Source organism: Acinetobacter sp. 70_2, from assembly GCF_056736115.1.
The window spans coordinates 707,753-728,040 of record NZ_JBWZIP010000015.1; the positions used below are offsets into that span (position 1 = coordinate 707,753).

Here is a 20,288-nt window from a genome sequence, read left to right on the forward strand (position 1 = left end):
TACTCATTAAGTTGAGCAACTAAAAATGAGTAGTCATATATTTTTCACTATAAATTTTTAAAGAGAATTTTAAAAATAATGCGCCCATCGTCATAGTTGGCTTGAATTATAGCGCCATGTACATCAAGGATTGATTTGGTTATTGCTAGTCCTAAACCTGTGCCTTCTTCAACACGCTGTCTCGAAGCATCTGTACGATAAAAACGATCAAATAATCGAGTGAGTTGTTCTTGTGATAGGGGTGAGCTTTCATTTTCAATTGTTAATACAGTCGAATCATTATTCTGTTGGCAATTAATTTCGATGATCGAATCTGATTTACCATATTTGATTGCATTGGATAACAGATTGCTAAGTGCACGACGCAACATTGAAGGATCGCCCTCGACGTAACCTTGACCAATCTGTTCTAGGGACATGCCTTTTTCTGCAGCAATCGCATCATAAAAATCAAATAATGCTGAGACTTCTTTGACTAAATTCACTCGCTGTAAGTTTGCTCTATGTAAGCCATGTTCTGCTTTTGCAAGAAAAAGCATATCAGACACCATTCGGGCTAAACGTTCAAACTCTTCTAAATTTGAAAATAGAATTTCCTGATAGGTGGTGATATCTCGGGTACGCGATAAACAAACCTGAGTTTGAGTCATTAAGTTGTTAATAGGTGTTCTCATTTCATGCGCAAGATCAGATGAAAAATCCGAGAGTTTACCTACCGTTGTTTCTAGCCGGTCTAACATATCGTTGAATGCAATAGCTAATGATTTTAGTTCAGTTGGTGTATTGTCGACTTCTAAACGCTCGGAGAGATGCTGAGCTGAAATACCTTCTGCAACCTTTGCCATTTTTTGAACTGGACGGAGTCCACGCCAAGCAGCAAACCACCCTAAGAGCATTAAACAAAATGTACCGATAACGCCGATATATAAGAGCTGACGCCTAAACTCATTTAAGAAATGAATGTGCTCCGATGTATCAATTCCCACAATAATTTGAGCTGATGAAATATTATTATTTTGATCAGAAGCTTTGTTATAAATTAATCCACGATAAGTTTTATTTTCTATTTTCCATTCAATCCAAGGATTATATTTAGATTTAATGAGAGATTGGGCGTTAATAATTGCAGGGGCCGAGCTAAAAATAATTTGTCCGGTTGGACGCTCAATTTGAACGATTAGATCATGATGACCCACTAATGCATCTTTTAAATAGAGATTTAACTCTTCGGAATTGTTTGGATTTTGCTCAAGAATATTTTGTATAAGCTGAATTTTACCTTCTAACTGGGTGCGGTCCTGTGTTTCGAAATGATGCATGACTAGTTGATGAATGACTAATCCCATAATCATTAAGATCACTACAGTAGATAGCAAAAAGATAATTGCAATGCGAAAGCTAATTGCATTAAACACTTTATGCTTCATCTTCGACCTCTAGAACATAACCCATTCCACGTATGTTCTGAATTAATTTAGGGGTGAAGTTACTATCAATTTTATTTCTTAAGCGTTTGATCGCGACTTCAACCACATTGGTATCACTATCAAAGTTCATGTCCCATATTTGAGAAGCAATAAGAGCACGAGGTAAGATTTCTCCACGTCTACGCATGAATAATTCCATTAATGCAAACTCTTTCGCCGTTAGGTCAATACGTTGACCCGCTCGAGTGACACGACGTTTACGTAAATCAAGCTCAAGATCAGCAATAGCAATAATATTGCTGTCTTCTTTTTGTTGGCCCCGACGGAGTAGGCTTTTTACACGGGCTAGTAGCTCAGCGAAAGCAAAAGGTTTTACTAAATAGTCATCGGCACCTAATTCTAGACCTTTCACTCGGTCTTCAATTTGATCACGTGCTGAAAGAAAAAGAATGGGCATAGTTTTGCCGCTTTTTCGGATATCGTTAATGATGCTCCAACCATCTAACTTCGGTAACATCACATCCAGAATAATCAAGTCATATTCTTCTACAAGCGCTTGATGTTTACCTGATAATCCATCAGTCACCCAATCGGTAATATATCCAGCTTCAGATAAACCTTGTTTAAGGTAATCACCTGTTTTTATTTCATCTTCAACCAATAAGATTCTCATTTATAAAAATCTCATATTATTCATTTAGAACATAATAACGTTATAAAGACATGATTCGGTGTAGATTACAAAAATGTCATTTTCAGGTCACTTAGATGTCCGTTGGAAGCCTATAGGGTATTTAGATAAAGTTAATTTTTGGATCTAAAAATGAAAACTCTATTTCACCGTACTTTAACAACGCTTATGTGTGTTGGTGCTTTAATCACTGGAACCCAGTCTTGGGCAGCAGATGCAAAACAAACAACGGCTGCGAATGCGGAAATCAAGCCAAATTCTAAAGCACAAGAAAAATGCACAAAACCTTGTGGCATGAAGAATGATGGAAAAATGCAGCAAGACCATACGCAGCATGAGCATGGCAATATGGCAGATATGTCTCAAATGGATCACTCTAAAATGAGTGAAATGGATCATTCACAGATGATGAATATGGATCACTCAGAAATGGGTGATATGGATCATTCTAAAATGATGAATATGTCGGATAAATAAAAAATAGACAGATGAGAAAAAGAGCACTGTTTACGGAGTGCTCTTTTCGGATCTAATACAATGACAAATCGAACAATTACTTATTGAACAATTAATAAAACAGCGAGAATGAAAAATATACAACCACTGATTTTATTTAATCTGGCAAAGTTATTTCCAGATAGCATTTTTTCTTTAAAGATTGAGGAAAAATTAGCATAGACCAGATGGATTAAGAATCCGATAAGGCAAAAGGTTAAAGATAATACTAAAAATTGATTTATTATTTTTTCTTTTATATCAATAAATTGTGGAAAAAGAGCAATAAAGAAAACAATAGTTTTAGGGTTTAGAAGAGAAGCGAATAAACCTTGATAAAATAATTTGGACTTTCTAACCGTTTTTTCACTTGTTTCGGTATCTAATAAGTCTTGAGAAGGGGATGTTTTTACAAAGTTCTTATAGCCTAAGTACATTAAATAGAATGCACCTATAAATTTTAAAACAGTAAAAATAGTGGGATTACTAGTAATAATTAAACCAACGCCACTAGCCGAAATGACTGCAATAACAAACATACCAATAATTAAGCCAATAATGCCAAATAATGCGGTACGGACACCGTAATTTATTGAGTTTGTCACTGTAAATAAGACACCAGGTCCTGGGCTTGATAATGTAAGAAAGGCAATTGTTATGAAAACTAGTAAACCACTCACTTAATATATCCTTTTAAAAATGAATTATTTATATTTAAAAAGCCTTCTGATGTTCCTCAGAAGGCTTTTAATTTTATGCGCTTGCCAATTCTTTAACTGAATCGAAAGTACTTTTATCTCTTACCTCAAAGGCAACAAGACCTTTCCAATTATTTCGATTAATGGTCTCGATAAAATCAGAATAATTTACAGTACCGCGGCCAATACTAAAGTGTTGATCTTGCTCACCATTGTTATTGCTAAAAGAAATACCCTTAATTTTTTGATGGTATTTTTCTACAACAGCAATAGGGTCACCTTCACCCACATTTGCATGGCCTGCATCTAAAAAGAAATAGACATTTTTATGATCAATTTTGTTGAAAACATAATCGTACTCTTCCATATGGGTAAAGACATAATGGAACGGACGATAGTGTTTATAGTTTGATAAATTCTCTAAATAAATATCGACTGATTTTTCAGCCGCATATTCAGCGAGTTCTTTAATAGACAAAATATAGTTATCTAGAGCTTTTTGTTTCGCAAGGACAATTTTTTTAGGTTCAACAATACCGCCGCCATGAATCACTAAAGGAGCACCAATCTTTGCGGCAATATCAATCTCCTGTTTAACATATGCCACAGCAGCTTCACGTAAATAATCTACATCGCTACCTAATGGGGCTTTAAAATTACCGTGAAAAATAGGTTGAACATTATATTTTTTTATTAAGTTATTTAGATTTTCAATCCGTTCAGAAGACCAATCTGGAACCATTTCTCCATGCAGACTTCCATCTACATACCAGTGAGTACAACCATCATTATATGCCTTAACAATCCCTTCTTCGGCTGGTAAATACTGCTGATGTGCAATTCCAGATGCAAAGTTAAGATAATTATTCATTAAAGGCGAAGTCATTGTTATGTTCCTGATTTATTAAAGATATTCTGGGTATAATTATTTATTCACTGTCTACCCAGCCGCCATCTTATTTTTATTCTGCTATAAAAACATCAGACTAAAGTCGAATTTTTATAAGGCATATAAATCTCTATATGGACAGAGCCGTATATTGCACAAATGATCAAAAGATTTGGATTTTTTCCTTTTAATTATTCTTTAGCCATACTAAATTATATTAAAAATATTGTATATTTTAATATAATTTGTCATTAATTATCATATTTGGGATTTAAAATAATTCTTTATAAGTGGCATTAGGTTACAAAAAATTATTTGTATAATTAATGAACTGATAGAATTTTAAGTTATCTGTTAGTTTAAATTGTATTCATAAAACCAAATATTATATGATCTACCAAAGTTGAATTATTAAACTGTAGTTTAAAATTTGGCCATAAATTAATGTGAGTTTTTATTTTTTAGGGGGCAATATGAGAATTATTTTCTTATCTATATTAGTTTTATTACAGATAATATTTTTAACTCAGGCCGAGGCGCGGGGAGGTCGTGGCGGAGGAAGATCATTTAGTAGCCATAGTTACTCATCTAGTAGTCATCATTACTCTTCAAAAAGTAAATTATCCCACGGACGAAGTAGCTATGGGGGTTCTAGTAGTAGCTCTTCTAGTAATAGTTCTTCCGAGTGTCCTTGTAGTGGATCAAATAATTGTGTTGGGCCTCGTGGAGGGACTTACTGTATTACACCAAGTGGTAATAAAAAGTATCGATAATCAGTAAAATTGTTGAAATGATAAAAAAGCTCTTGTTACTTAAAGAGCTTTTTTTATATTCAAAGGTTTGTTTCTTTAGTCTAGAACATGGAAACTTCAAAGTTGCTATCAATCCGTTTTATTGAAAATAATAAGAGCACATTCTTTACTAATGTTTAAAGACGGGCATAAAACAAATCTAATGTCATCTATTTGATTAAGATCAATCCCATTTATTAAACTTAATTCCATAATTTTAATAAGGTGATGAAATATTCAAAAGATAAGATGATTTATCTAACTTTCTTATTATTAATAGACACTTATAAACAATTATTATTTAATACACCTGCAACATTGCCACTTATACTTTTAATAATTTTATCGGGGAAATAATGCGTAATTTTTTAGTAACAGCTTTCACTTTATTGGTAGGTACATCAGTTTATGCTGCTCAAGAGCCTAAAACTTATATACAGCGAACAACTTGCGAGAGAACAGTACAACTACATGGTTTTTTAAGCCGTGCTCAACTTGATTGTAATTATCACTATACTTCACAAGAATTAGTTCATGAATCTGACAAATGTACCAAACATGAACTAGGTGAAAAGTATGGTAAAGAAGTTATGAGATTAGGTATGGACCAATTTGAAGCACGCAAACGTGAAGATATGAAAGGTCAATTATGTAGCACGGTTTTAAAAGAGTTTCCAAACTATATTAGAAAATAAAATGGAATCTTAAAAAGCCTCTGTAGGCAAGCCGATAAAATGGATTTTATGATTCATTTTATCGGTGTATCTTTAAATATTACTGATAATTTTAAATCTCAAAAAATAAAAGACAATGTAATGGATTAATAAATCGTTTTACTAAAACTTTTAATGATTTATTTCTAGCCAATATCACATTGACACTTAAAATTTCTCTTATTATTCTCTGCGGTAGAATGGAGGTGGGACGCTTCGTGCGTGCCAGTTCTAGATGATTGGTCTGTCAACCTGCCTCTGTTCTGTCATCATGATTTATAAAATTGAATTTTGATATTTAATTAACTCATTTAATGCAAACTTAACAGTTTGTATAGGAATAGTTTCCACATAACCTTCACCAGCTTTTATGAGTGAAGGAGATCCATAGAATGGATGATTTGGTACTTTAAAAAAGAAGAATACCTCATGGACGTTCCTTACAGTACTATTTTGAAAATCATAGATATTATTTTCTAATTCTAAATACTCTAAATTTATTAACTTTTTAATTAACTCAATGTTTTCTTTAACATTATCTACTTGGAGATAGTCTATTTCTCGTTGGTTAGTATATAGCAGTAAGTTTAAGTCATTAATTAAAACTGTAAGATTTATAGGGGTCTCATAATTGCTAAAAGAAGTACCATTAATATTAACAACTAATAAAAAGAGATCATTCTTCGGTTCATATTTTTCTATTGAAAAGAAAAATTCTTTTTTACCTAACTCTTTCATCTATCTCCAACTCTTTCTTAATATTTAAAAAACTAGATAAAACCTTCACTCCATTTTTTGTCTAATTCTTTTAAATCATTATATGCTTTTTCAAATTCGCTCAACGAAAAACTTAACCGCGGAGCAGAAGGTGAGATTTCCCAAACTATGGATGTCACAACATCGTGAATATGCTTAAATGCGTAACCAAAACGAGCCCATACGACTTGATCTTCTGAAACAACTTGTTCAGCCATAACCACATTGCACACTAGATCTAAATCATCAGGGCAAATTAAGATTGGAACCACTGTTGAAATAGATACATTTTCATAAGCTTCTGGCTTAAGAAGTTTCCATGCATTACTTAATGCTAACTCACTATCATGATCATATAACCAACCTTGGGCTGGAACTAAATCATTCATGTCGTCAATAACGCGCGCATTTTGATGCATCCATATATTTAATGGAACATTATCAATTGCAAGAATAGGGAAAGGTTTTAAATTGCCATTTGCATCTTTAATGCAACCCTCAATTGGGTGTTCATATAAAAGAGTAGCTGAGATAGTATTCATATTTATAAGTTAATGTGCGTTAAGCAAATATAATATATTCTATTCAATAGATTAACGAATCTAATCTAATGAAAAACAAAAAATTATTTATCCATTTTCTAGCCAATATCACATTGACACCCCAAATCTCTCCGATTATCCTTTGCCTGCTGGCCTACATTGCCAGTCGACTTTGACAGGTCGGATAGCCAACGCACACGAAAAAGTCTCTCTTTTTTGTGGGCATCCCTGCGTGCCCCCTCTGCGGTGGAACGGGAGGGGGACACCTTCGGGTGTGCTGATCTTTTGGCTATCAGTCTGTCAACCTTCTCTCGTTTCACCACCATTATTTGACAGTAATGTGGTGAAGCTTCTTTATAGCCAAAGGAGTCCGCTATGCGTACTATTTCTTCTCATTTATTGGCCTTTGCCAAAGTCTATCTGTCCATACCATTTAAACATTCTATAAATCGGTTTAATCGACTCTAGGTTTTCTGCACCTTAAGAATCGTTACGACTCAAAAATCATAGCAACAATAAACCCGAGATAGGCGAGCACACCTTTGTTGTGTCGCTTTTGCATGCCTGTTTTTAGCGCTCAATTTAAGAGTGACGGCATTTCTATCTCTTTTACATACAACAAAAAATTATTTTAAACGGTACAAATATGCCACCTTTAGTACTTTCTACACGTGCTTTAAAAGTTGTGAATCAGGCAATTCATTTATTTCATCACCACGGATTTCACCTTGTTGGTGTCGACAGAATAGTGAAAGAGTCTGAAATTACAAAAATGACGTTTTATCATTACTTTCAGTCCAAAGCGCGGTTTATCGAAATTTGCCTACTTGTGCAAAAACAACGGCTACAAGATAAAGTTGTTGCAACGGTGGAATACGACCAAGACTCAAACGTGAGAGACAAACTCAAAACACTATATGACTTACATACAGACTTGGAAGGGCCGTATTACCTATTATTGAAAACCATTTTTGAAACTAAAAATAATTATCCAAACGCTTATCAAACTGCGGTGAGATATAGAATGTGGCTGACCAATGAAATCTATAGTCAGCTAAGAATGCTTAAAGCGTATACTTCTTATGATGAGGCTAAACTATTTTTACAGATGATTGAAGGTGCTATTATTCAAAGGCAGAGTCATACTGATGTAGATGAAAGAGACAAGCAATTCAAATATTTTATAGCGATGTTTTTATAAAATACTCAAGATAATAAAAGCCCCGAGGTCGGGGCTTTTACTGTATTAGGGACTAAGCAAAGTTCTTACCACTTATGACTATAAGTCACTTTAAGCGTTATACCATTTGCTAGTAAGTGGCTAGTGTTATCGCTCGTTCTTAGTAATTGGCTATAAAGTGGGTAGTACTTGCGGTTAAACATGTTTTCTAAACCAATGGTCATGGTGTCTTTCTTGTTCAGCGCAAAGCTACTGATTAAATCTGCTGTGGTATAAGATTTTACATCGTAGCGACCAAAACTATTTATACCATTTAGACGGTAATCTTCTGAGCCAAAGTAAGTGGCTTGTAGGCGATTTGTCCAAGTTTCAGTTGGGCTATAAGAAATGTAGCCTGTTAGTTTTAATGGTGGAATACGGAAGCCCGTCATGTCTTGTTCAGAACCGTTTTGAGGTTTTTCACGGCCTTTCATCCACGTAACACTACCGCCAGTTCCCCATACATTTGCATCATCAAGATAGTCAAGCGTTGCTTCAACCCCAGTAACTTTCTCTTTCGTTCGAGCCAGTACTAAACCATTGTTGAATGATTGCACAGCACCTAAGTCAGAAGTAGAGTGGAATACCGCTAAGCTTGAAGAGAAGTTATTAAAGTTACCTTTCCAGCCGAGTTCGTAGTTATCAACTTTTACAGGCTCTAAGAATGATGATCCAAGGTTAAAACCTTCACCAGCATTACGAATAATTAAACCAACATCAGGTAACTGAAAACCTTGGTTGAACGATGCATAAATCGAGTGCTGGTCGTTTGGTGAGAAAGTCACATTAGCATTGTACAACCATGCATCAGCTTTTACTTTTCCGCCTGGAACCGTGTAAGGATTGGTTTTGCCTAATTGTGATAATGGAACAAAGCTATCAATTTGGGCATAGCTGTCTTCATAGCGTGTACCAGCTTCTGCTGACCATTGGTCATTAAAGCGGTGTTTTAACTGCACAAAACCACCGACACTTTGCGTGGTCAGCTCAGGTAAATAAATCAGTTTTCCGATTTTTACAAACTCTAAACCGCCAGATTGGTCATAAATATTAGGGTCGAAAATATCTAAAGGCATTTCGCTTTTTTCACGGCTAAAGTCACCACCCCAAACCAATGATGTATCACCTAAAAACTCAAGGGGAGTGGTCACGGTTAAGCGGCTACCGAGTACGTTATTTTCTTGATAAATCTGGTCGACTTGTTTTCCGCGGTTCGCGTTTGAACGGGCATCAAACGGTGAAAAACGGGTAAAGAAGTCGCGGTAATAAATTTGAGCATCAACCTTATTACCAAAAAAGTCTTTATGGTTATAGGTCAAATTGTATATCTGGTTTTCGTTTTTATTTTGGTCTTTGAGCTTTAAGCCTTTAATGGCTTTGGCTGGGACAGTTCCTGCTGGAGCTTTTTTTACACTTGGGTCAGATGCATAGTCTGAGTCTTGCTCTGCATTATAATAATTTGCAGCAAACTGTAGATATTGGTTGTCATCAATGTGATAACCCAGCTTACCGCCGATGCTATATCCATTTGAATCGTAAAGGTCGCCCTGACTTGGTTCGGGTGCAACACGATCACCACTTGCATCGTAAGGGCTACCAATACGTTGGTAACCAAAGTCGAGTGCATAGTCAAAAGCGTTAAAACTGCCCGTAAAATACTGGTGAATATCGCCACTTAAAGCATTAGAACGCAGATTTGTAAGTGGTGTTTGAAGTCCAACGACGGTTTTAGCCGTAGGTTCACCGCCCGCAGCTTTTGTAGTAATTGAAATAATACCGCCCGCTGCGCCGCCACCATAAATTGCGTTACTACCACGAATCACTTCAATGTTGGCAATACTTTCAGGGTCAATGGCTGAAAGTCCTCTCGCTGTATCACGTGTAAGGTTCATAGGAACGCCATCCACCAAAATAAGCGCATTACGGCCACGTAAAGTTTGACCATAATCGGTAATGGTTCGGCTTGAGTCCGATAGGCCCGGTACAGCTTTGGCTAAAACTGTCGCAATGTTGCCAGACGAACCATTTTTTAAAAGCTCAATTTGTTTTTCATCAAGTTTGGTGACTTGCTTGGCAGAAGTAGAAAGTTCATCTGCACGTGTAGCGGCAATTGTAATAGTAGGGAGGGCTTCAGGCTTTTTTTCTGTTTCTGTGGTATCAGAAGTTGAAGCTGCAAATGCTGAGTTTGAAAGAATAATGGCTCCACCAAGTGAAAGAAGTGGAATGATATTTTTAACTTCAGATTTCCTCGTTAAAAGCTTATTACTTTTCTTATTTCCCATTGTCTCGCCCTGAGAGTGATTTTAAATTGACCGAATTATAAATGAGAATCATTGTAATTAACAATATTATTAATTGCTTTAAAATAATATATTTGAAATTTATTCAATGAATTAGGGGAATGGGCTTTTATTCCCCTAAAAAAATCTTAACAGTTATGAGTTGTCCTTAAAGGTATTTAGATGGTTTTGATGGGCACGGCGAATAATGCTGCGGTCATCGCCGAGTACAAAAAGCTGAACAGCTTGCTGTTTCCATGCCGCGATATCTTCAGGTTGTCGAGGAATGGCGCAGAAATGCTTTTGACTATTTTTTGTCTTTGTATAAATTTCCTGAACTTTTTCTTTCACCATTGGATGGCTGGTTTTCCACGGCATTCCCATCGATTGAGAAAGATCGGCAGCACCTTCAAGAATAATATCGATACCTTCAACTTTTAAAATTTCATCTAGCTGCTCTAGTCCTTCTAAGCTTTCAATCATAGCAATGACAACCGTTTCGTTTGCTGCGTGTTGAACAAAACTCGCTAAATCATCCATGCCATATCGATTTAATCTTGTTGAGTTTAGTCCTCTTTGCCCAAGCGGCAAATAGTGGCAATAGTTCACAGCCTCTTGCGCCTGTTTAGCATTTTCAATACGTGGAAACACAATGCCTGTTACCCCTGCATCGAGCAGAGGTAGTATTAGGTGGTTCGCGCTTAAAGGCACCCTCACAAAGACATCAAGATTCATGGTTCTAGCGGCTAAAATCATGGTCTCGACTTGAGACGTACTAAATAAAGTATGTTCCAAGTCGATAATAATAAAGTCATAGCCCGCAAGTGCCAGTTGTTCAACATTAATCGGAGAAGCTACGGAACAAAATATTCCGTAGAGCATCTCACCATTTGCTATTCGTTTCTTAAAAGAAATCGAATGCCTATTCATATTCAATTTCCTTAATGAGACTAAGCGGGTTCGGTGTGGTTTGTACTCTTAAGCGAATTTCCGGAAGGAAGCGGCGGCTTGCGAGCTGTTCAATATCGATAGTGTCATCTGTAAAGTTAAACAATTCATATCGCTCAGCAAACTCTGGGTGAGCTTCTTTATGCTGATTAATGATAGTTCTTAACATGGTCCAGAATTTGATTTCATCGAAGCCATAATGTTCATTTAAGAAAATTGCTAACTCTGCCAGATTTACAAACCAAAGCGCGTCTTGAGTAAAGTCTCTGAGCTCATTTGGAGAGTGGGTCTCTAAGAAAGAGTTCGGGTTAATTTTGGCATGTTCCTTTGGTGCATCTTGCAAGTTTGGTAAAAGTTCTGGCTCACGTAAAAGATGACGACTGAAACGGATACCATCGTGGAAATCTTTCAAAGCCGCTTTAACTGGTAAGCCATTTTTATGAATCAGTACCATGTTTTGTGCATGTGACTCTAAAGCGAGGCCGTGGCACCATAAAATATGCATGATTGGTAGATAAGCATTGGTGAGTAATTTTTCTAACCAGAACTCAATACCGTATTCTTGAATCCACTCATCAATGAGAGGTTTTTGGTCAATATCAACTTGCATTAGACCCGTTACAGGAGTTGCTGATTCACCATCTTTTAAGTAGCTGTAAATACTTTCGCGCCAAATGCAGGCGAGTGCGCCGTATTGAACAGGTAAAGCAATCGGCTGGTTAACTGAAAGACCGCCAATCTCTCTTAAAATAACAGGCTTGCGCTGTTTTTCTAAAATATGATCTTGCTCAACAATGTTATAAAGCCAGTCACTCATTTTCGCAGCATTTTGAACGGTATGCGGTGCTAATACACGAGAGGTAGAAGTATTGACTAAGTTCATTGCCAACTTGAGAGAAAGCGCCGAGATATCACTAATATTCGATAAGGTTCGAATCGACTGTTGTGGTAAATAAGTTGGACCTTCAATGTCTAAAGGGATGATTAGTTGGTTGCTAATCGCATCTTGATAATACAGTTCAATAATTTTATCCCACTGCCATGGGTGAATTGGGGTGAGGATATAATCTTTAAAATCTACATTTTGCTCTTTCAATTGATCATTAATAGTTTGTAGATCTTTTTCTGAAAAATGCTGCTTATAGAGCTGTTCTAAGTTAATGGTTTCACTTAAAACCAGTTTGCATAAACTGTTATGAGTCGCCACCCATTGAACCGTAAAACCTTCAGAAAGCTCTGGTGCATATTTTTGATTTTCTTTTAAATCGAAGCCGATACGAGATTTAAAACTTGGATGATATAAATGCGCATTGGTAATTCGTGCTTCTTGTTCTAGGTAAGGCAAAGTTCTTAAAGGTTGGGCAGGTACTTGGCTCAAAGTTTGCGCATGTTTAACGTAAGTTAAATTGAGTTCATCATTAAAGTTTTGCCATTTAACTGGGTCAGCTTCAATAATATTTTTTAGATCGGCAAGTAGCGTTTTTAAGTTAGGGCGAGTTTCAGCGTCTAACGTAATATCAGAACGGATTAAGCTTGAAGGATCTAACTTAATTCGTTTAAAACTAAAGTGTCGTTTAGCCGCACAGGTATAAAAGACGGTATCGGAAATATAGAACTTGATTTGACCTTTAGAAAATTCGTATTTAAAAGTATTTTCAAAAATGAGTGCTTCTAATAATTGGCCAATCACGCGATTTTCCGCAAGAGTTTTATAATTGGTTTGTTGGGTTGGTTGAAGAGGGCAAAGTGCTTCTGCGCCGCGATATTTATAAATAGGGTTTTCAACTTCAATCCAGATAGGATTGCCACCACTGTGGTAGAGCGTATTTAACATATTTGCCTTGATTGGTAATGTGAGTGAATGAATTAATAAGTCGCGGTACTGTTGGCCTTTGCCGCTAAAGTTTTCTTGTGTGAGGGTAAGACGGGTGGCTTGCCAAAGTTCAGATTCTTCAATGGCTGTAACGCGTGCAATTGCACTGATGAGATGAGCAATGTGATTGATCACGAGGTAATATTTTAAAAAGGTCCAAGCATCTTTTTGAGAGAACCAAACGGTACTATCTTCAGAAATAGATGAGTCATCTTCTATCATTTCTGGAACAATGCTAATGCCTTCCATGTCTCGAAGAATAAGGCGATGTGGATAGCCGTTTTTAAATTCCATTAAGCTGTTTTGCATATGCGCTTCTACGCTAATGCCTTTATTTGCAAACAACTCAACTAATGGAATAAGCGAAACTTTAACGTACTGTTTCCACCAAAAAGTAATGAAGTCTTTGGCATTGTTTGATTGTAAGTTTTGATTCGGTGCCGCTTGCTGAATAAAGCTTAATAGAGGAATTTCATGGTTTTCGTTTTCTTCAACCAAGCCGCCGAGCATTCGGGTGTTATCTAATACCTCTGGCGTAAGACCTGCTCTATAAATAATGCCAAATGAACTTTCTAACTCTGGAATTTTGACTGTTTTTGCCTCTAACTCCGGCAGAATTACAAGGTCAGGATATTGCTCATTAATCTTGTGATTAATAATAATTTTGCTCGCATCAATCGCGCGTTCCATCTCATCCATTGGGTTATTACGAATGAAACTGGTAATTCGCACATCAATAGAGAGTTTTAAGAATAGGTTCGATTGAGGTAACCACACCGTGCGAACGGATGAGGTCGGCCATACGGTTTGACCTAAAGCTCCCAGGTAGATCACGTCTTGGCTGTCTAAATGTTTCTTTAAAGATGGATGTTGAAGTAAGAAATTAGCTTGCCATGGATGCGTTGGCATAAGTTCATAATTTGCTAAGTTTTCTTGCAAACGATCTTTTGCTTTTTCTAAAACTTCATCTTCAATATGGTGAGATGGCTGTTCTTCACTGACCAGTTTTTGGATTAAAGAAGAATGAACTGCGAAGTAATGGAGTTGGAAACTTGCACCTAACTCAGGGCTATACTTTTTCATGTCTTCTTTAGAAAAACCTAAGTTGGCTTTAGAGGTCACATGAAAAGGGTGCCCATATAACATGCCTTGCTCAGTAGCCTGAAAACCGCTTAACGCTTTAAGTGCTGTTTGAGGCGGTCTATTTTCTAAAAAGAATTTTGTGTTCTCGATACTATTGGCAATATCGGAGTACAGGTTCTTATTTTGGTTTTTATCTTTAAATAGACTATTCAACTCATCTGTAATCAGTTTCACTAACTGTTTAGGGTCGGTGAGCGAGTCAAATGTATTGTCATTTAAGTTTTGCAGAATAAAACCACGTTGATATCTGTGATAACCCGTAGTTGAAAGATGCTGAACTGCGCCATAAACAACCGTGTTAGATGCATTAAATGTATAAGCAAAATACAGGGTGTCTGGTTGCTCTGCATATAGAGTGAATAAAGGAGAGTTTTGAGAGGGAATAATGCATTCTTCAAGATTCACTTTAAGTTCACGAAAGAAAGTATTCAGGTACTGTTCGAAAAGTTTATAAGACCATGCATCTGTTGTAATAATTGAGTTCATTCTTGTGCCTCTTCTAAAATTGTATCCATTAAGAATCTGTTCAAAATCACCACTAACCCCGCACCGATGAAAAATAGTGAGGTGCAGATTAATGCCGCGGTGATATTGAAAAATGAGTAGGTGAGCGTGATGGTGATTGGGCCAATAAGCTGTCCTAAGACAAAGGCACTGTTAGAAATGCCAATCACTTTTCCTTGGCTTTGAGCGCCAGCTTTTAGAGAAATTGTGTGTAAGATCGAAGGAATCAGGGCTGCAAAGCAAAAGCCTTGTATGAGTCGTAATACAAGAACTAGCCAAATATTCGAAACCCAGATCAATGCGAAAATCGTGATACCGCAAATTAAAGATGCGTAAATGAAGTTATTAAAAGAATCTCCTTTATCATCATTTCTTTTTCCCCAATAGGTTGCAGCAATAAAGGCTGCTCCCCATGAAAGCGCATGAATTGTTCCAGTTAAACTTGCAGCAGATAACGATGAATGAGTGCTTTGGCTTATTTCGCTAATGTATAAAACGAAGCAAGACACCAAACCAAAGCCACCGGCTTGAACCAAAATGCCCGCGCTTAACCATGAAAAAATTGTTCTATCAAAGAAAGCTGGAAGCTTAGATTTCTCTTTGGTTTTTGGCGCCTCGGTTTTCACGGGCTTGGTTAGTACAAATGACGCAATTACAATGAGTGTCATCACAACAAATGCTGTTGCATTGAGTAATACTTCAACCCGCCATTGATCCATAAATATCCCGCCGAGTACGGGACCACATAGGCAAGCGAGCGCTACGCTACTTTGTAGTTGCCCAAAAGCGGCACCTCGTTGTTGCTCATTGGAAAGATATGAAACGTAAGCATTTAAAATGACTGAGAGACCACAAAACCCGAGTAAAATTCGCGCGAAAATAAACAGGTATAAATGCTGGGCGCTAGCCATGAGCAGTATTGAAATACAGAACCCAGCCAGTGAAAGTAACAAAGCTTTTTTATGGCCAAATATGTCGGATAGGTGACCCACAATCGGTGCTGTAAATAAGCTACCAATAGCCGGAGCCGCGAGTGCCAAACCTGCCCAGATAGTGGGAGCACTCATATGCGCCGTCAGTTTTTCCATATAAAGCGGCATGATTGGAATAAGCACCATGAGCCCAAAAGTGGAAAAAAACTGACAGAGCAAAATAATGAAATGATCTAGGCGAGATGAGCGCATGATTTAGATATCCATGGTCTCATAGCTAGAAACAGATAAGCTGTGATAAGGGTTTGGCGTAGTTCCGATTTTACTTGGCATGCCTGTTGAGTCGCTTTCTTGCGCAAGTAAAGGCGTAAGTAGCTGTTTGAATGGCCAAGTCTTATTGTCAAAAAGATAAGTTTGAATTTGCGATTTTGTTCGCTCTGAAATGGGTTGGGTTTCTATAAAATCTTGAATAATGTCTTGAACCATCTCCCAAAAATCGCTTTCTGTACGATCCGTATATTTCAAGGTAGCTAGAGCAATCGGGTAGAGGTTAATTTGAATCCCTAGGGTAATGAAGTAATTAAATAAGTCCTCATTTTTACTAAAGATAAGATTGTTCGGCGTGCTGGTATCAATGGTATAGATCGGAGGAGTAAAACCACTTTCTTCAATGGCTGTGGTACATATTCTTAAGGTATCGTGGTCACGTAAAATAAAGCATTTCAACTTGTTATTTTCATAACACACCATGGTGTTTTGCCCGTGGCATTCAGGCATGATGCCTTTTGCCCAAAGCGTTAAAAATGTTTGAATAAAATGAACGCTTAAGTCTTTTAGTAATGTCCATTTGTCACCTTCAACGCCTAACGTTTCCCAAGGGTCAACATAGGTACAGCTTAAAGCTGACATAGTGATTGGGGTGACGTTTTTGTCTTGGCAAATATTCGGTAAATGTCGGACTTGGCAGCCGATTACACCTAAATTTTTTACAATCGGCTCTTGTTTACCCAGCACCCACCAGTGCGTTTCATTACTTAAAAAGAGACGATTTTTTATTAAAGCAGTTTCATTAATGACTTCATTTAAAAAATCATACGCCGTATGCCCATTCATTAAATAACGGCCCGGCATAGAGCGGATCGCACCTAATGTTTTGGCATTGGTCGAGAGTTTTAAATGCAGAGTAGGGTTTGCATTGTTAATAAGGGTTCTTAAAGAAGATGTCGGTAAACCAATGGTGGTGACATGGTTTAGGTCAATACCGCCGTACTTATTTTCATCAAACTTTAAATAGCGATGTTGAGTCTCTAACAAAGGCAGGGCTATGTAGTCATCTGAAAGCTCACCCATTTTGTCAGTAATCAGACTTTCCTCAATTTCTGATAACAGAAGCTCTTTATGAGGAATCGACTCCATATTATTGATCACGTCATCTTTCTTAAATGCCCACCAATACACCTCAATTTCTTTTTGAGTTGTGAGTGGTGCAAGTTCACCTTTTGAGTGCGCGAAAGGATGAAATGGACGATCAGCGACCAGCGATAGCAATTCACTCGTAATCAAAGGCGAAGAAAATGAAAGGGCTGACTGTAAAATTTGAGGAATTTTTTCAGCAGTTACTAAGTTGTCTAGCCAATAATCAATCGCTTTTTGATGGTGTGGCGATGGCCACCAAGTTGCTTGGGTTAAATAGTTAAAAACTTCAGAAATAGAAATTTTAGATGTTGTATTGCTCAAGAGGTTATGAAGCAAAACTTCAGGTTGAGTAACAAAGAAAGGATTTACACCATCTACTTTTAAACAGCTGAAATAGAGCTCCAACTCATCATTGAGAGTAACTGCCAAATAAGGCTTTTTATAGGAAATATGATTTTTAAAATCTCCATAATTCTCCATGTAGAGTGCATCTATCGTTTTTTGTAGTTGTGCTGTGTAAATCCGATCTAACATTTTAGTTATTCCTATTCTTATAAAAGCGGTAGAACCGTGCCAACGTTTTGTTCTTGTGCGGCATTAAAGAACCACTTAGCGCAGACAATGTCATCAATCGCCATGCCCATTGGGTTGAGCAAAATGATTTCATCTTCGTGTTCGCGGCCGTTTTTATGACCAATAATGATGTCGCCAAGTTCAGCATGTAGTTTTTCACGACTGAATAAGCCATCTTCAACCAGCACGTTGATGACTTTCTTTTCTCGGTTTGATTGGTCCCAGTCATCCACAATGACTTTGTCGACTTTTAAGAAGACTTCAGGCTCAATATCCATAATTGAAATGTTTGAAACAAAGCAGCCTTTTTTAAGCCACTCAAAAGGAATGTAAGGCTTATCTGAGACTGTGCAGGTAATGAGAACATCGGCTTGCTGAATTGCAGACTTGGCACTGTCATGAATTTCAATTTCTAGATGTGGATATTCTGATAAGAACAATGCTTTGAGTTTTTCAGCCGCCTCAGGGTTTACATCAAATAAATGTATTTTTTTCACTTGAGCGTATTGCTCAAGTACCGTCTTAATCTGCATTTGAGCGATTGGGCCGCAGCCAATCACAGTAATGTCAGAAAAGTCTTTTTTTGCTAAATACTTAATCGAAACACCCGTAATTGCAGCAGTTCGCATGGCACTGATTAAGCTGCCTTCCATTACTGCAACCGGATAGTTTGTTTCTGAGTCATTTAAAACAATCAGCGCGCTAGCACGTGGAATATTGAATTTTTTAGGGTTATGTTGTCTTGAGCCAATCCATTTGATGCCAGCAATCGGGTCATTGCCGCCTAAATAACAAGGCATTGCGATAATACGGTCAGCAATATGGTCTGCACCTTGCCAGCGAAGATAAGGTTTTAAGGGTTGTACAAACTGTTTATTTGCATGCAGAGTTAAACCTTCAGTAATCGCTTCAATAAATGAATTACTATGATTTGCGCCAAGATTTAATAAATCTGATTGACTTAAATAGCGAAGGGTAGCCAAATTGCTCATGAATATTTCCTAAGGAGAAAGTTAAACAACATTTTGTAAAGTAAGGTTTTCTTGGCGTCGTACGTTTCGATTGAAGTGACGCTTCTTGATCATTTCGAACCATTCATCTTCATAAACTAGATCGAGATAACGGTCACCGCGATCGGGTAACAGCGTTAAGACGCACGATCCATCAGGAATGGTTGGAATCAGTTTTTTGATGGCTGAAATAGATGAGCCGCTCGAACCGCCTGCAAAGATTCCTTCATGTTCAAGAAGTTCTCTGCACCCGAGTGCCGACTCATAGTCATCTACATAAATGACATCATCAATTTCATCGGGGGAGAGGAGAGCTGGAACAGTGCTTGCTCCAATGCCAGGAATTTCGCGTGGACCAGACGTACCACCGAACAGCACAGAGCCGACAATATCGACAGCGATGACTTTTAATTCGGGGAACTTTTCTTTAAGGCGACGAGACACGCCCATAATCGTGCCGGAGGTACTTGCTCCAATCACGAGGTAATCAATCTTGCGATCAATTTGATTTAGGATTTCTTCTGCTTCACCAAAATAGTGACTTTTCCAGTTGTTTGGATTTGCATATTGATTAATCCAGACTGCATTTGGCAGTTGTTGGCAGAGACGTTTTACGGTGTCAATTCGGGTTTTTAAATAACCGCCGTTTTGGTCTTTTTCAGAGACCATTTCGATGTTGGCTTTGTAGAGCTTCAGCATTTGTAGGTTTGCTGAGGCAATTTTTGGGTCAATAACGGCAGTAAATTTTAATCCATATATTTTGCATGCCATTGCAAGCGCAATTGCTAAGTTTCCTGAAGAACTTTCAACAATATGACTATCTTTATGAATTACTCCAGATTTTAAGCCTTCCTGTAGCATGAATAATGCTGGACGGTCTTTAATACTTCCTCCTGGGTTTAACAATTCCATTTTCGCAATCACTGAGATCGATTGATGCGTGAATAGCCTTGATAGTTGTAATAGTGGCGTTTTACCTATGCATTCGAGAATATTTTCATGGATCATGGCAGATCTTCTCAGGTTTTTATGTGTTGTAAATGATAATTATTATTAATTAAATTATTATTACGATTTATTCCAAGATTGTTGCTGTTTGTAAAGAAAAAACAGGGGGTGTTATAGGAATTTTCACTAAATTTTTTAGACTAATACTTTGAATAATAAAATGTATATTTTACAAATGCTTAAATTAGTAAAGTTTTTAAATATAAGCAGATAGGCAGAAACTTACTATTTTATAAAAATTGATCACAGTGAAAAAAATGAGTTATTGGACAAAAAAATAAAGGTAAATAATTTATGGAGAAAGTTTTTTTACTCAAAATTCTCCATTCAAAGGGAAATTTATTGAAACAAAAAAGCTGTAATTTGATAAAACACAAACTC

The 20,288-nt window shown here is 37.0% G+C and carries 16 protein-coding genes; 3 read left to right on the forward strand and 13 right to left on the reverse strand.

The genetic code is table 11. The annotated features are described in order from the left end of the window. Positions 1-47: 47 nt before the first annotated feature. Complete coding sequence (locus tag AC1PJ9_RS12310; RefSeq protein WP_311087411.1) at positions 48-1,427, reverse strand: heavy metal sensor histidine kinase; 1,380 nt, start codon at positions 1,425-1,427, stop codon at positions 48-50. Beyond that, positions 1,417-2,100 (reverse strand): heavy metal response regulator transcription factor, encoded by a 684-nt coding sequence (locus tag AC1PJ9_RS12315; protein ID WP_263613980.1) that lies wholly within the window; start codon positions 2,098-2,100, stop codon positions 1,417-1,419. The genes AC1PJ9_RS12310 and AC1PJ9_RS12315 overlap by 11 nt, the downstream gene beginning before the upstream one ends. Before the next feature lie 150 nt (positions 2,101-2,250). Here AC1PJ9_RS12315 and AC1PJ9_RS12320 point away from each other — a divergent pair, with 150 nt between their 5' ends. Continuing rightward, complete coding sequence (locus AC1PJ9_RS12320) at positions 2,251-2,595, forward strand: hypothetical protein (protein WP_263613979.1); 345 nt, start codon at positions 2,251-2,253, stop codon at positions 2,593-2,595. A gap of 80 nt (positions 2,596-2,675) precedes the next feature. On the opposite strand, the gene AC1PJ9_RS12325 is transcribed toward AC1PJ9_RS12320, so the two are convergent. Both AC1PJ9_RS12325 and AC1PJ9_RS12330 read right to left on the reverse strand, forming a co-directional pair. Next, positions 2,676-3,293, reverse strand: coding sequence for a LysE family translocator (locus AC1PJ9_RS12325; RefSeq protein WP_009392922.1), 618 nt, complete (start codon positions 3,291-3,293; stop codon positions 2,676-2,678). Positions 3,294-3,366: 73 nt separating this feature from the next. After that, on the reverse strand, positions 3,367-4,197 hold the full coding sequence (locus AC1PJ9_RS12330; protein ID WP_311087412.1) for a sugar phosphate isomerase/epimerase family protein: 831 nt from the start codon (positions 4,195-4,197) through the stop codon (positions 3,367-3,369). A 1,150-nt stretch (positions 4,198-5,347) separates the two neighbouring features. Here AC1PJ9_RS12330 and AC1PJ9_RS12335 point away from each other — a divergent pair. Further along, positions 5,348-5,686 carry a hypothetical protein gene (locus tag AC1PJ9_RS12335; RefSeq protein WP_032011802.1) on the forward strand — a complete coding sequence of 113 codons (339 nt, stop codon included), beginning with the start codon at positions 5,348-5,350 and terminating at the stop codon, positions 5,684-5,686. A gap of 294 nt (positions 5,687-5,980) precedes the next feature. Here the strand turns inward: AC1PJ9_RS12335 and AC1PJ9_RS12340 are convergent, their stop codons facing one another. Next, positions 5,981-6,442, reverse strand: coding sequence for a hypothetical protein (locus AC1PJ9_RS12340; RefSeq protein ID WP_200001942.1), 462 nt, complete (start codon positions 6,440-6,442; stop codon positions 5,981-5,983). Positions 6,443-6,474: 32 nt separating this feature from the next. Continuing rightward, entirely contained in the window at positions 6,475-7,002 is a 528-nt protein-coding gene (locus AC1PJ9_RS12345) for a hypothetical protein (RefSeq protein ID WP_311087413.1), read from the reverse strand. A 646-nt stretch (positions 7,003-7,648) separates the two neighbouring features. On the opposite strand from AC1PJ9_RS12345, the gene AC1PJ9_RS12350 reads away from it, so the two are divergent. Next, positions 7,649-8,203, forward strand: coding sequence for a TetR/AcrR family transcriptional regulator (locus AC1PJ9_RS12350; protein WP_200001940.1), 555 nt, complete (start codon positions 7,649-7,651; stop codon positions 8,201-8,203). Between the two features lie 65 nt (positions 8,204-8,268). On the opposite strand, the gene AC1PJ9_RS12355 is transcribed toward AC1PJ9_RS12350, so the two are convergent. The 7 genes from AC1PJ9_RS12355 to sbnA form a co-directional block, all read right to left on the reverse strand. After that, positions 8,269-10,503, reverse strand: coding sequence for a TonB-dependent receptor (locus AC1PJ9_RS12355; protein WP_311087414.1), 2,235 nt, complete (start codon positions 10,501-10,503; stop codon positions 8,269-8,271). A 153-nt stretch (positions 10,504-10,656) separates the two neighbouring features. Continuing rightward, positions 10,657-11,430, reverse strand: coding sequence for an HpcH/HpaI aldolase family protein (locus tag AC1PJ9_RS12360; RefSeq protein WP_311087415.1), 774 nt, complete (start codon positions 11,428-11,430; stop codon positions 10,657-10,659). Next, positions 11,423-14,950 carry an IucA/IucC family protein gene (locus AC1PJ9_RS12365; protein WP_311087416.1) on the reverse strand — a complete coding sequence of 1,176 codons (3,528 nt, stop codon included), beginning with the start codon at positions 14,948-14,950 and terminating at the stop codon, positions 11,423-11,425. The genes AC1PJ9_RS12360 and AC1PJ9_RS12365 overlap by 8 nt, the downstream gene beginning before the upstream one ends. Beyond that, entirely contained in the window at positions 14,947-16,152 is a 1,206-nt protein-coding gene (locus tag AC1PJ9_RS12370; protein ID WP_311087417.1) for an MFS transporter, read from the reverse strand. The genes AC1PJ9_RS12365 and AC1PJ9_RS12370 overlap by 4 nt, the downstream gene beginning before the upstream one ends. 3 nt (positions 16,153-16,155) lie before the next feature. Beyond that, positions 16,156-17,796: an IucA/IucC family protein gene (locus tag AC1PJ9_RS12375; RefSeq protein ID WP_311088053.1), complete on the reverse strand. Its 1,641-nt coding sequence runs from the start codon at positions 17,794-17,796 to the stop codon at positions 16,156-16,158. Positions 17,797-17,867: 71 nt separating this feature from the next. Next, on the reverse strand, positions 17,868-18,881 hold the full coding sequence (sbnB, locus tag AC1PJ9_RS12380; protein WP_003652251.1) for a 2,3-diaminopropionate biosynthesis protein SbnB: 1,014 nt from the start codon (positions 18,879-18,881) through the stop codon (positions 17,868-17,870). Positions 18,882-18,902: 21 nt separating this feature from the next. Then, positions 18,903-19,907, reverse strand: coding sequence for a 2,3-diaminopropionate biosynthesis protein SbnA (sbnA, locus tag AC1PJ9_RS12385; RefSeq protein ID WP_311087418.1), 1,005 nt, complete (start codon positions 19,905-19,907; stop codon positions 18,903-18,905). Positions 19,908-20,288: the final 381 nt, after the last annotated feature.